Annotated in this window: 10 protein-coding genes; all 10 read left to right on the top strand. The window is 40.8% G+C overall.

All coding sequences use genetic code 11. The annotated features are described in order from the left end of the window. Positions 1–16 precede the first annotated feature (16 nt). The 10 genes from HUW48_RS15215 to HUW48_RS15170 all read left to right on the top strand — a co-directional run bounded on the left by HUW48_RS15215 (position 17) and on the right by HUW48_RS15170 (position 14,520). On the top strand, positions 17–934 hold the full coding sequence (locus HUW48_RS15215; RefSeq protein ID WP_246343489.1) for an AAA family ATPase: 918 nt from the start codon (positions 17–19) through the stop codon (positions 932–934). Beyond that, positions 931–2,052 carry a vWA domain-containing protein gene (locus HUW48_RS15210; protein ID WP_182411757.1) on the top strand — a complete coding sequence of 374 codons (1,122 nt, stop codon included), beginning with the start codon at positions 931–933 and terminating at the stop codon, positions 2,050–2,052. The genes HUW48_RS15215 and HUW48_RS15210 overlap by 4 nt, the downstream gene beginning before the upstream one ends. Before the next feature lie 284 nt (positions 2,053–2,336). After that, on the top strand, positions 2,337–3,122 hold the full coding sequence (locus tag HUW48_RS15205; protein ID WP_182411756.1) for an SDR family NAD(P)-dependent oxidoreductase: 786 nt from the start codon (positions 2,337–2,339) through the stop codon (positions 3,120–3,122). A 148-nt stretch (positions 3,123–3,270) separates the two neighbouring features. Continuing rightward, complete coding sequence (locus HUW48_RS15200) at positions 3,271–4,608, top strand: MFS transporter (RefSeq protein WP_246343488.1); 1,338 nt, start codon at positions 3,271–3,273, stop codon at positions 4,606–4,608. A 533-nt stretch (positions 4,609–5,141) separates the two neighbouring features. Beyond that, positions 5,142–5,579: a hypothetical protein gene (locus tag HUW48_RS15195; RefSeq protein ID WP_182411755.1), complete on the top strand. Its 438-nt coding sequence runs from the start codon at positions 5,142–5,144 to the stop codon at positions 5,577–5,579. Between the two features lie 10 nt (positions 5,580–5,589). Further along, entirely contained in the window at positions 5,590–6,675 is a 1,086-nt protein-coding gene (locus tag HUW48_RS15190) for a toxic anion resistance protein (RefSeq protein WP_182411754.1), read from the top strand. Then, a complete protein-coding gene (locus tag HUW48_RS15185) occupies positions 6,675–6,854 on the top strand; it encodes a hypothetical protein (protein ID WP_182411753.1) in 180 nt (59 codons plus the stop codon). Before HUW48_RS15190 ends, HUW48_RS15185 begins: the two co-directional genes overlap by 1 nt. Before the next feature lie 12 nt (positions 6,855–6,866). Beyond that, positions 6,867–7,673: a hypothetical protein gene (locus HUW48_RS15180; protein ID WP_182411752.1), complete on the top strand. Its 807-nt coding sequence runs from the start codon at positions 6,867–6,869 to the stop codon at positions 7,671–7,673. Between the two features lie 1,429 nt (positions 7,674–9,102). Then, complete coding sequence (locus HUW48_RS15175) at positions 9,103–9,546, top strand: hypothetical protein (protein WP_182411751.1); 444 nt, start codon at positions 9,103–9,105, stop codon at positions 9,544–9,546. A 3-nt stretch (positions 9,547–9,549) separates the two neighbouring features. Then, on the top strand, positions 9,550–14,520 hold the full coding sequence (locus HUW48_RS15170; RefSeq protein WP_182411750.1) for an Ig-like domain-containing protein: 4,971 nt from the start codon (positions 9,550–9,552) through the stop codon (positions 14,518–14,520). Positions 14,521–14,523 lie beyond the last annotated feature (3 nt).

Below are 14,523 nucleotides of genomic sequence, written 5' to 3'. Positions count from 1 at the left end.
ATTACAGTTTTTCAATTTGGATAATCCTCAGTCAAAACATCCTATTAAACTAAATGATATTGGCGCACTTTTGCAGAGCCAGGGATATATTACCGACCCATCGGTAGCCATGTCGGTATTTCTTTCGTTGCAACTAAATAAACCATTATTAATTGAAGGGCCGGCGGGAGTTGGGAAAACCGAAATTGCCAAAGTAATGGCTAGGGTATTGCAAACCGACCTCATTCGGTTACAATGCTATGAGGGATTAGATGCCACACATGCCTTGTACGAATGGAATTACCAACGGCAATTGTTGCACCTGAAAATGGTAGAGCAGGAAAAATTATCGGTTGATGAAAAGGAAAAAACTATTTTTAGTAATAATTTTTTAATGAAAAGGCCTTTACTTCAGGCTATTACGCATAACCGCCAGCCAGTACTGTTGATTGATGAAGTTGACCGTTCGGATGAAGAATTCGAAAGTTTTTTACTGGAAGTATTAAGCGATTGGCAAATTACTATTCCGGAAATTGGTACAATTTCCGCCACCCATATTCCGCAGGTAATTTTAACCAGTAACCGTACCCGCGAACTATCCGAAGCGTTGCGCCGCCGGTGTTTATATTTGTATATTGATTATCCTGATTTTGAAAAAGAATGGCAGATTGTCCGGGAAAAAGTACCCGGTATTGACACCAGATTAGCCGAACAAATTTGCTATTTTATGGCCCAACTCCGGCAATTAAAACTGGAAAAAACTCCCGGGATTGCCGAAACCCTGGATTGGGCGATGGCTTTATGCGCCCTACATATCGACCACCTGGAAAAAACAATAGTAGAACAAACTTTAGGCGTGGTATTAAAAGATTGGCACGATACCCGGCAAGTACAAATAAGTTTGAGTGAGTTATTAGATAAAACCGGTGTGTATTCCAAATTAGATAATCTTTGATTTACCGCCAGGCATCCCTCTCCCGGAATATCGTACAGTTCTGCCGCTTCTTACGGCAACAAGGGTTTAATGTAAGTACAGAAGAAGAAACAACTACCCTCCGGAGCTTGCAATTTATCGATTACAATAATAAAGAAATATTCAGCCGGGCGCTTAAAGCGGTTCTTTGCCGGAGCCGGAGCCAATTAGAGCAATTTGATGCATTATTTACTGAATATTGGAAAGAATTAGGTAAAGCCCTGGATTCCAAAGTAAAAACCAGAACTAATCCCACCATTAAACCAGGAACAAACGAAGCCTCCTTTAAAGCATTAAAATTCTGGTTAAACGGAAACAAAGAGTCTGAGATTGAAAGTACCGCTTCGTATAGTATTCACCAGAATTTATCGAACCGAGATTTTTCGAATGTTCCCGCCCTTGAATTACCCGAAATGATACGAACTCTCAAGGCTTTGTCTAAGCGCTTGGCTGCCCAGACGAATAAACGGTATCAACAGTCGGAAAAAATAAGCCAACCCGATTTGCGGAGAACCTTACGAAAAAACATGCGATTTGGCGGGGAATTACTTCAAATTGCTTTTAAAAAGCCTAAGCATAACCGATTGAAGCTGGTGGTTTTATGTGATTTAAGTAAATCCATGGAACTGTATGCTGCATTTTTATTACAATTTATTTATTCCTTCAGTCAGGTTTATAGCCGAATTGAAACCTTTGCCTTTAGTACTTCCCTGCATTCCATTTCAAATGTTTTAAAACAAAATGATTTTTCCAGTGCGTTGCAGGCTCTGAGTGCCCAAAATTTTAACTTTAATGGAGGTACTAAAATAGGAGAAAGCCTACATGCTTTTGTGGTGGATTTTGCTGCCCGTTTGTTAAATAAACGCACCATTGTAATAATACTAAGTGATGGTTGGGATACCGGTGATACTTCTTTAATTGGCCAAAGCTTGGAAATTATACATACCAAAGCTAAAAAAGTAATCTGGTTAAACCCGTTAGCCGGTTATGCTGGTTACCGGCCCGACGTTGCCGGCATGAAAGAAGCCTTACCTTTTATTGATGTATTAGCCCCGGTCCATAACCTGGAAAGCTTAAGAAAATTAAGTAAATGGCTGTAAAACCAAAGTATTTAATAAATCCGGATATTACCTGAAAAAAATGAGGAGAGAAGTTAAATGTTAGTTGATAAGTTGAAAATAGCCTCCCTCCTTGGTTTACGCGGGATTAGGGTGGTTGTTTTTCCACTAAAGCTACGCGTGAGAATGAATATTTATTTTTATCCAGGTACTTAGTAGAGTAGAAACTTCATTATCTGGAAGTTCTTTTAGTAAAATTCTTTCCATATCCATGAAAATAGTTGTATGTTAAAAGCTTGAAAAGTTTTAATTACAAAAATTAAGATATGAGTAAAGAAATACTTCCCGGAGTGAAGCAATTTGATTTAAGTGGTAAAGCTGCCATTATTACCGGTGGTTCTAAAGGTTTAGGTTTAGCGATGGCTGCCGGTTTAGCCTCGGCCGGGGCTAATGTAATGCTGGTTAACCGGAATGCCGAAGAAGGTGCCATAGCAGCCGAAGAATTAAGCCAGGATTTTGGAGTTAAAGCAATATCTTTTAGTGCCGATATTGCCAATCAGGAACAAACCGAGGCAATGGCCGCCGCTGCTATGGAAGCTTTTGGTCGCATTGATATCTTAATTAATAGTGCTGGCATTAACATTCGGGGAGCTATTGACGAAGTCACTCCGGCGGATTTTAACAAAGTAATGGAGGTAAATGTAAACGGTACCTGGTTGTGTTGCCGGGCTGTAACGCCCTACATGAAAAAAAATGGTCGGGGTAGTATTATTAACTTAGCCAGCACCCTGGGTTTAGTAGGTTTATCCAATCGCACGCCTTATGCCTCCAGCAAGGGGGCAGTAGTGCAGATGACCCGGGCCTTAGCCTTAGAACTAGCGCCTTTTAACATTAACGTAAACGCCATTTGTCCTGGACCTTTTCTCACCGAAATGAATATACCCATTGCCGATACCGAAGAAGGTAAAAAGTTTGTGGTAGGGGCAACCGCCTTAGGGCGTTGGGCCGAGATGCGGGAAATACAAGGAGCTGCTATTTTCTTGGCAAGTGAGGCCGGTAGTTATATGGTAGGTTCTATGCTCACCGTAGATGGTGGCTGGACAGCCCGTTAAATTGCCTTTAAGATAATTGTAAAAGGTTGATGGTTGGTTTTCGTCCGCAACCTGATTACTTTATTTATTTAATAGTTTTTAAATAATACGACTTATTCTTCCAGCTACTGAAAAAAAGATATATTCCACCTACCTCAAGTTCTTACCTATGGAAAACCCAAGTGGCACTACCCGAAAAACCCGAGTTCGTTACGCCATGCTGGCGCTCGTGTTTGTAAACGTAATGATTAATTATTTAGATAGAAGTAATCTCTCGGTTGCTGCTGGTGAACTTAGTAAAGATTTAAATTTATCAACGGTGGAAATGGGTTTGATTTTCTCAGCTTTTGGCTGGACTTACGCCATTCTGCAAATTCCGGGTGGGTTATTGGCCGATAAAATAAATCCGCGGTTGTTGTATGGTTTATGTTTGATTACCTGGTCGCTGGCTACTATAAGTCAGGGTTTTGCAAGGGGCTTTGTAAGCTTATTTGGTTTACGGTTAGCTACCGGTGCCTTTGAGGCGCCTTCTTACCCGATTAATAACCGTATTGTTACCAGTTGGTTTCCTAACCACGAGCGAGCTTCGGCCATAGCACTTTATGTTTCCGGACAATTTATTGGTTTGGCGTTTTTCACCCCGGTTTTAGTAACCATTCAGTATTATTTTGGCTGGAAAGGTTTATTCGTGACTACTGGTTTGGTTGGTTTAGTTTGGGGCGTAATCTGGTACTTTTTCTACCGCGACCCTCTGGAGCATCCGCGCGTAAATCAGGAAGAGTTAGATTATATTCAAAAGGGTGGCGGATTGATCGAAGGAAAAAAAGTTGCTACGGACCAGCCTTCTATCTGGAAGTGGGAAAACTTAAAACAAGTAATTGCCAGCCGTAATTTATGGGGGGTTTACATCGGGCAGTTCTCCATGAATGCCATGTTATGGTTTTTTCTGACTTGGTTTCCTACCTACCTGGTGCAATACCGGGGATTAAATTTTATAAAAACGGGTTATCTGGCTTCTATTCCGTTCTTGGCCGCTTGTGCGGGTTTGCTTTTATCGGGCTTTGTTTCCGATTACTTAGTACAGAAAGGTAAATCGGTGGGTATGGCACGTAAGGTTCCAATTATAATTGGTTTAATTGTATCGGCTAGCATTGTTGGTGCCAACTACAGTACTGATACGGCTGCTATTATTTTCTTTATGGCGCTGGCTTTTTTTGGGGCAGGTATGGCTTTAATTTCCTGGGTTTTCGTTTCAATTTTGTCGCCCAAGCATTTGATTGGCTTAACGGGTGGCGTATTCAATTTTATGGGTAACCTAGCCTCCATTGTAGTTCCAATCGTTATAGGTTTTCTGGTAAAAGGGGGTGATTTTAAACCCGCTTTGGTTTTTATCGGTGCTTTAGGATTAATTGGAGCTTGCTCTTATATATTCCTGGTGGGTAAAATAGATTCGGTAACTGTTCCGGTGGGACCTAAAGAACAGGAGCTACTTTCGGCATCAAAGTAAAAAATTTAACAGGGCCTTTCTATGTTTTAGGTTTTTCGATTGGTTACGTAAAAATCTAAAGCTTTAGAATTTAAAAAGGTAAAAAGTAGCAAAATGCAAATCTTTATGATTTGCATTTTTTGTTTATTTACTTCTATAAAAGCAAATGCATTGCCCGGATTATTTATTTAAAATATTCACCGATATAATCCTCTTTTTACCGGTAATTCATCCCCGGTAAACGCCACCTAACTTGTTCCTCTTTTACTCCGCAAATATCTTTATACTAAAAGTTTATAATTAGATAAAATTTTAGTAAAATATATGGTTGTTTAATAGTTACATAAGGATTAACCCAGTGAAATAGGTTTAGCTGTTTTCTGTTATTTGGGCCCTCCGTTTTTCGGAAACCAAATACTAGTTAGGTTTAAACAAAAGCTGTTTCAATAAATATAAGTTCTTACCAGATATATTAGTTATTGGGGCAATGCTAAGCCGGGTAGCAACGTTCCGCGTATATAAGATTATCTGTTACTCTATTAATTTAAAATATTATGGCAATTTTTTGGACGTTTATAATTGGAGCCTTATTAGGCTATATATATGGTTACCACATCCGACCCAAGCAAAGGTTGAAATATGCCGTTCGGGAAGTTCGCGATAAATGCGTGGCCGCTTTAGAAGAAGGCAATAAAGGAGTATACAAAACTGTAGTAACCAACAGTGCCAATAAATCTTCGGAACTGGTGGTGGAAGTGAAAGAGTTGGCCATTACTCAAAGCGGACAGGTTAAAGTACAATACTTAAGCGCTTATTACCGCAATCCGGAGTTTAGAACCCGCAAAGGGGAAGCTTTGCTGAAAGAAGTACAAGGTTTATTAGGCGATTATTTACCCTTAAGTGAGATAGAATGGTACGAAACCAACGAACGGCACGAAAACATTAAAAAATACCTGAACTCGGTTACTTTAAACCACTACAACTTATTATGAATTGAAAACTATGGAAGAAACTGATATTACTATCGCCGAAAATAAAGAACTGATTCAGCAAAAAGCGCTGGCCATTTCAAAAGCCATTGATCCTACCAAACCCGAAAGTCTGAATAATTTTGGAGTGGATACGCAACGTAAGCTCGGAAATTATTCTAACGAACTACTTACTAAAGTTAAGGTAAAAGATTCGGGCGATGCCGGAGAGGCCATTAACGAGCTTTTGGCACAAATTAATATGATTAAGGTAGACGAGACCGAAAAACCCGGAATATTTTCGCGGCTGCCTTTTGTTAAAAAAATTGCCGATAAGTCTAAAAGAATTGCCAGCCAATATAATACCATCTCCGAAAATGTAGACGATGTAGTGTTAAAACTGGAAAAAACGCGGCAAAGTGTGTTAAAAGATTCTACCAGCCTGGAAGTAATGTTTAAACAAGCAGTAGAATATATTTATGAGGTGCGGGCAGTAATTGCGGCGGGCACCATAAAAATTGAGGAAATTGAAAACGAGATTATCCCGAAGCTGCAAGCCGAAGTAGAAAACAGCAACCAGGATGAAATTGCCGTGCAGCGCCTCAGCGATATGATTGGCTTTAAAGAACGGCTGGAAAAGAAAGTACACGATTTCCGGCTTTCCCATACCATTGCTACCCAGTCTATGCCGCAAATCCGGATGATTCAGACCACCAACGATGTGTTGGCGCAGAAAATCCAAAATTCTATTGTAACCGTTATTCCGGTATGGCGGCAGCAGGTAGCCATCGCGTTGGGCTTAGAAAAACAACGGAAAGCCCTGGAGATTCAGAAAAAAGTAACCGATACTACCAACGAAATGCTGTTAAAAAATGCGCAGCTTTTAAAAACCAACGTAGTAACAGCCGCTCAGGAAAATGAACGCGGCATTGTGGACGTGGAAACTCTGAAAAAAGTAAATCGCGACATGGTAGAAACCCTCGATGCCGTTATTAAAATATCCGAAGAAGGTGCCCGTAAACGTACCGAAGCCGTGAAAGAATTAGCGGCGGTACAGGAAGAATTGAACCGTAAAATTGTGGGTACTTTTGGTAAATCAAAACAAATTGAAGTAGAATAATGGCTTACGGCGAAAATAACCGGGAGCACCAACCAGAAAGCGTCCTGACTTTAGAGCAGGACGCCATTTTAAACTTGTACCTGCAAAAACTGGATGCCTATTTTGAGCATTTAAAAGAATCAGAAAAAATACAAGTTGAAATAGAAACGCTGCACCTGAAACGATTACTTACTAACTAAATGATACAATTTATGCGTTCCCTTTTTATTAGAACCGAGGCCTCGGAAGAGCGTATGGTAGTGGGAACCCAACCGGATGTGGATCTAAAAGAAGTAACCTATATCCGCGACTCCAAAGCCCGGTTAAAAGAACTGCATCATTTGTGTAAACGTTATAAAGGCACGCCGGACGAAATTAAAATTAAAGCCGTTTACGAGAAAACCCAAACTATCCACGATTACCTGGAAGGTAAGAAGCGAGGTTACGAATTAGAAATTTTTCATTTACAGAATACCGATCATTTTATCAATACGTTCACGGTTATTCTGGATGTTTTTCAGCAACAGGAAAATATAGCTGCTACAACGTATCGCCAGGGAAAAAGCCTGTCTCTTCCTGAAAAATCAAGAATATTCAAAAACAAACACAACCAGGAAGAGTACCGGAAAATAGAAATGGTGAAAACAGTTCACCAACCAGGCCCTCCTTCAACGCCGGGAGTTCCGGAACCCCGGGTTCCCCAATTAACCGTACCTGATATTTCTATTGATACCAGCGCTAAATTGCTGTATTATAAAGAAGATCCTACGGGTAACCTTATTTCGAAAGAACTTGGGTATACTTCTTCTGATTTAGAGAAAGAAGGGTTTTTGCAATACGTTTCTACCTGCCTGGGCATCCGGAATATTGCTTACATGGGCAATGCATTGCTTTCTATACCCAACAGCAACGGCTCGCAACCTACCGGGCTAGTACCCATTATACACTGGGAAGGTTTCTTATACGCACTTAACCTAAATAATTTCCGTCTATTCCCGGTAAAAATTAGTAGAAAGTAAGGGTGGTAGAAAGGTTGCTAGGCTACAATAACTATTTAATAAACTAAGGTGAAGTACGACAAAGGTATTGCTGAGGCTTTATTAAACTTTGTTTAACCTAACAGTGGTTATGAGCTGATGCTTATAATTGGCAGTAAAGGTTTTATTTTTCCCTGCAACCAACTTAATTTGTGTAAAATTAATCTTACCAAACAGCATACCCTTCCAGATAACATGCACCAGGGTGTTATGAGTAATAGCCGCTACCCCTGCAGTTAAACCTACCATAATGCTGAATGCAAGCAATAATTGCGAACGGGTAAGTCGCCGTTGAAACCTGATCAAGCTATAACGCCAAACGTTTTGTCAAAGAGAATAAACTGGACTTTTTGCCATTATTTTCCATGGAGTGTTGTATTGCTATGCTCCTTTATATAAAGTGGTCTTTTTACTTTGGATTTAACAGCAATAAGTTTTTAAACTTCTCCCATCCCGCCAATAGATTTAATAGGTCGATTGTATTCGGTGATATTCAGCTCGAATATAGGAGACAAATTTTTGCTTTTAAAAGAGGACCGGTTTTCTTAGATTATAGCAGAATAGCAATTATAACAATACTTATCAGACATTTATAGATAAATCTTCAGCGAAGGATCTTTAAGTACTTAAAGTAGATAAAAGCTTTTGTAAATACTCTTTCTAATGTCTTTATACTTGTACATTTAATCAAATTCTAATATTCTTCGAAAGATATAATACTTGTTTTAAAGTAAAGCCTAACAGGATATAATATATGAATAATATTATATATAAAAAGTTTATTTATTCTCTTTTTTCTTAATTTCTAGTATCTATAAATCATTATAAAATTACTCCTATCAAAATAGAAGAATAGTTTAATTAATGAATCTTAATTTTTGCGTTAATACTTTCCATTAGTTATTCATTAAAGTACTTTTGCAGAGTAGTAAATGTAATTATTCTTTAAAATAGTGGCTTTGCATAACAAGGAACTTTATTTATTTTGAACTAAATTTTAAAGCACTGCTTCTTTTATTTCATTTAATGATGTTAGGTGAGCAGGTTTAAGTAACCCATATATATAGTGAAATTTATAAAGTACAACTTAGCTTAAAAGTTAAGATGATACTGTTTTGTGTGTTAAATCCAAAATCTGTAACATGGATAAAGAACTACTATCAAAATTCTTTTAATAATCATAGCCGTTAACTAGCCTTTATTTTACTTCCTACAAGTTTATTTAGAGCGATTTTATACTTCTCATAATAATTATATTGAAAGTATAATTCACCTCTAAAACTTAATCAAAAACCAGTAGGACAGGAAAAACGGTATCGAAACTTAGGGCTTTACCTTAAAAGCTAAGAAGCCTTAATTCCTAGAATATCAGCACTGAACTAAATATATCTTTAACTATTCTTCTTTATCAATGAAAAGTAAAATTTTACTAACCCTGTTTATCTTTTTCGGGTGCGTTACTCATCTTATGGCTCAATCTTTAGATGATCAGTCTAAGATACTTCAGAAATGCATTGAATTGCCCGCCCTACAAACCCATTACCCCCGCACCGATAATGGAACTTTGAAACCGTTGTATGTGATGCAGCATGCTGTTTCTTTTCCTGGTAACCTCAATGTTACAAAAAATGGTAAACCTGTGGCTTTTAAATCAAAAGAAGAAGTAAAAACCAATGGTATTAGTGCCTTTTTCCTGTTTCGCGAATTCAAAGTAACACAGAATTCCGCTCAAGTCGATTTTGCCTACTATTATAATTTCCAAGGTACCTACGAAGAATTTGTACCGGTGACTTTAGAGTTGCAAAAAACGGGTAACACCTGGTCTATCACTCAATCTAAAATCCAGGAGAAATAAATCATGAAGAATTCTACTTTATTAAAGAAAATTTTTTTTGTAAGCTTTTTATTTCTGCCGCTTGTCATACTGTCGCTTCTACCAAAAGGGGCACAAGCCCAGACAGTTTTAAATAATAGTAAGCTCCGCATGGGCAATGGGGGAGAGAACTCCGTTAATACTTTCGGAAACTTACAGCAACCCTTTTATTACAATAGTAATCGGGCTCAATGGTTTGCTTTAACATATTCTAATAATCCTCTGGACAATGCCTTCGCTATTGGGGGCGTAAAAACAGATGAATGGAATGTGAATGGTACCATAGTCGTTAATCCCAGCTTAGAAAATCAGGTAATTAATGCTTCTCAGTATGTAATTAGCGCTGCTCCTAATGGATACGGTACCATCGTTTCGACAGGTAATGTGACGATTGGTTCCCAAATGTTAGAGGTAAGAAACACCTACCTTCTGCCGCAAAATAGTGCTTATATAAAAGTAACTACCCGGCTCCGAAATGTGAGTTCAAGTCCCATGGAAAATGTGCGTACCTGGATCGGGACCAGAGATGACTGGATCGGGCAAACCGATGGCCCTAACAAACAAAAAGGAAACCTGGTGAACGGGGCATTCGTGCGAAACACCGCGACTACCGCCCGGGCAAAAGCGCTTAGAATATCGACTTCGGAAGAAGGGGTAATGTTCTATACCGATTCAGATAAGGGAAATATCATTGTAAATCCAAGATATGGCGACTTCCGTACTCAGATTGTTAGTATGAACCCTACCACCAGTTCGCTGGAAATTACCAGTGATGGTTCATATGGATTTTATGTGCGGATGAATGACCTTCCGGTGGGCGCCAGTGACGAGTTTACCTGGTATTATGCCGCCGGAGAACTGGAAGATTTAAATGAGATTATAAATGAAGTAGCGCAGGTAAGCGGAAGTGTTTCTAACATTACAACCAACAGTGCAGATTTAGCAGCATCTTCTAGTATCGCCGCTACTGGTTACTGGATGGTAGTTCCTCACGGTGCGGCCCGTCCTACTGCCGCACAAATAAAAGCGGGTGCTAATTATGGACAAGTAGTAGTGACTAGCAAAGGTTCTGGTGCTATGCTGGCTAATGCAGAAACCATCTTTAAAATGACTAGTCTGAGTGCGGCAACTGCTTATGATTATTATTTCGTGACGGAGGATGCTACTGCGCATTTCTCGGATATTTCTTCCGGCACCTTTACTACCCATGCTTTGCCTTCTATTTCGCAGGTGTCTGATTTGGCTACTTGTCAGGATGTTACTACTCCGGCTATCACTTATACAGTAGGAGATGCCGATACTGCACCCGCTGCTTTAACTATTACTGCCACCTCTTCTAATACAGACCTTATTACTAATGAAAACATTACGTTTGGTGGGACGGGTGCTAGCAGAACCGTTTCCCTTATTCAAACAGCCGGTCAGGTTGGTACTGCTACGATAACCTTAACAGTCACTGACGCGGATGGGGATCAGGCAACGACTACCTTTACCGTTACCGTGAACCTGAATGATACCGAGCCTCCTGTAGTTACCAATGTTACCTATTACCAAGATGAGGAAGCGAGCAGCTTAAGCGAACAAGTAAGAGGTTCAAATTTATTATGGTATGAGGCCGCTACCGGCGGAACCGGATCTTCAACAGTACCTACACCTACTACAAGTTCTCTTGGTTCACAGGAATACTGGGTTAGTCAAACGGTAGGAGGGTGCCCTTCAGAACGGGTTAAAATAACAGTCACTATTCAGCCTAATAATGTAATCACCGGGACAGAATCCAGTAAACGGGCTTATTTTAAGCAAGCTTCTATCGTGGATGAACAACTAACCATTAGCGGAAAGGATGTTACTGAGGCCCGGGTATATATTTCATCCGGTTTCCAGGCGAATGCCGATGTTTTATCAATAGGTACATTGCCGGAGGGCATTACTTCCAGTTTTAATGCTAATACAGGAGTATTAACTTTCACTGGAACAGCTTCGGCCGCTCAGATGCAAGAAATATTACGGAGCGTTACCTTCCGCAGTACTTCCTCTAATCCTTCAGATAGAGTAATAAAATTTGCCGTAGTCAATGGGGAACGGACCGCAGAATCAACTAGAACTTTAACGTACTATAAACCGGCTACACCTTCGATACCGGTATTAACGGGCGGCACCAATGGGTTTATTAATGATGCTACACCTACAGTTACGGGAACAGCAGAGCCAAATGTACAGGTTACCATTTACAATGGCACAGACTCTATTGCGAGTGTTACTGCGGGTGAGGACGGAAGATGGACTTATACCTTTACTTCGGATCAGTCCGAAGGTGAACATAATCTTTCTGCTAGTGCCACTGATTTGCTTGGTTTTACGGGTGATAAGAGTGCCGCTCTTCCTATTGTAGTAGATACGCAAAAACCAGTTACCCCAGAAGTGCCGGTTTTAACCGGAGGTAACCAAGGTAATACCAAGGACAACACTCCGACTATTACCGGTACGGTGGAGGCAAATGCCACGGTCACTATTTACACCAATGGAACAATAACGGCTACAGTTACGGCCAATGAAGAGGGAAATTGGACTTATACCTATTCAGACGCCTTATCTGATGCGGATTATGATATTACCGTTACCGCTACCGATGCGGCCGGCAACATAAGTGAAACTAGCCCGGCATTAGAAATCATGATTGATACTTCGGCGCCTACTACTCCGGGTACTCCTGTATTAACGGGAGGAAACAATGGCAACACGAATGATAACACTCCTACCATTAGTGGTAGAGCGGAGGCAGGTTCCCAGGTGACAATTTACCGGAATGGAGAAGCGGTGGCTACCGTAACGGCCGATGAAACCGGGGCGTGGACTTACACCTTTACTACCGCCTTAGAAGATGGTGCTCAGGAGATTACAGTTGTAGCAACGGATGCGGCGGGCAATAGTAGCGCCGAAAGTGAGATCTTAACTATTCGGGTAGATACTACTGAACCGACTACCCCAACTATTCCGGTGTTAGCAGGAGGAAACAATGGCAATACAAATGATAATACTCCTACCATTAATGGTAAAGCGGAGGCAGGTTCCCAGGTGACAATTTACCGGAATGGAGAAGCGGTGGCTACCGTAACGGCCGATGAAACCGGGGCGTGGACTTACACCTTTACTACCGCCTTAGAAGATGGTGCTCAGGAGATTACAGTTGTAGCAACGGATGCGGCGGGCAATAGTAGCGCCAAAAGTGAGACCTTGACTATTCGGGTAGATACTCAAAAGCCTCAAACACCCGTTCCTCCGGTATTAGCTGGTGGAAACAACGGCAATACGAATGATAATACCCCTACTATCAGTGGAACTGTTGAACCAAACTCTATCGTAACTATTTTTACAAATGGAACCGGAGGAGAAACAATAACAGCTGATGCCGATGGAAACTGGAGTTATACTTTTGAATCAGGCCTTACCGACGGAGAATATAGCTTTACCGTAACCGCCACTGATTCGGCTGCCAACACAAGTAATGCCAGTGCTGCTCTAAAAATTACTGTAGATACGCAAGCACCAGCCGTTCCAGGTGTTCCAGTACTGGCAGGTGGCAATAATGGTAATACGAATGACAATACGCCAGCAATTTCCGGCAATACAGAGGCGGGAGCCGAAGTAACCATTTACTTAAATGGAGAGTCTGTAGCTACCGTAACAGCCGGAGCAGATGGAGCCTGGGGTTATACTTTCCCGAATGCCCTCCCGGATGGGGCTTATACCATTGCCGTGGACGCTAAAGATATTGCTGGAAACGTGAGCGAACAGAGTGAGATATTAGCAATCCAGGTAGATACTGTTCTGCCAACCGGATATGCCGTGACCTTCAATGCCGAAAGAGTAGATGTTACCAATGTGGATGCTATAACCTTACCGGTAAGTGGTGCCGAAGTAGGAACTACTCTTTACTACACGATTACCTGTAATAATGGTGGTACCCCTGTAACGGGATCAGTTAAGGTAGAAAATGCGGAATTTGATCTTTCTTCCCTGGATCTAAAAGGTTTAAATGATGGTACCCTGACCGTAGTCGCTTACCTGCAGGATGCAGCGGGTAATAAAGGGGCAGAAGTAACTGCTCAGACGGTAAAAATCATGCGTAACATTGTAGATGTACGAACCCCTTCCCTTATCAGTGTGCCTATTCGAACGGAATATACCCGCATTCCATTACCGGCGAAAGTGGAAGTTACTTATTCTACCGGGGCCAAAGAGGAAATTTCAGTAAACTGGAATCAGGGGAATTACAATGGAGCCGTAGCTGGTCAATATACCCTCACCGGAGAACTGGTACTCTCTCCTTTATCGACTAACCTGGATAATAAGTCCGTGCAGATCGTAGTAGAAGTACTAACGAACAAGGCACCAACTGTATTAGCCTTTGATGCTCCTACCTTCCGGCCGGAAGCTTCTGCGAATGAGGTAATCGGAACCTTCTCCACCACTGACCCGGATGATACCGAATTTGTTTACTCGTTAGTTAGTGGCCAGGGAGATGTGCATAATAACTTGTTCCAAATTATAGGAAACCAGCTATTCCTTAAATCTAACAATGGCTTATCGGGCCTGACCCAATTCACTATTCGAGTAAGAAGCACGGATCCTTATAACAATACCATCGAGCGGGCCTTCACTTTAACAAAAACGCAATATGCTACGGCCGTTGAAGAATTAAAAATTGTGAATACTTTCTCGCCTGATGGAGATGGAATAAACGATAACTGGATCGTACCAGAGCTTAAATTCTATAATAAAATATCAATCGATGTTTTTGACCGGTCGGGAGTACACTTATTCCATACTACTGATCCGGAAAAGGGTTGGGATGGTAAAGACTTGCGGGGCCAGGTATTAAAAGGTGCTTTCTTCTACGTGATAAAAGTCGAAGATATTCAATTGACGAAAAAAGGAGTAGTAACGATTCTTTAATAT

The organism is Adhaeribacter radiodurans, assembly GCF_014075995.1.
In the GTDB taxonomy this organism is placed as follows: domain Bacteria; phylum Bacteroidota; class Bacteroidia; order Cytophagales; family Hymenobacteraceae; genus Adhaeribacter; species Adhaeribacter radiodurans.
This window is presented reverse-complemented; position numbering and strand designations above follow the sequence as displayed.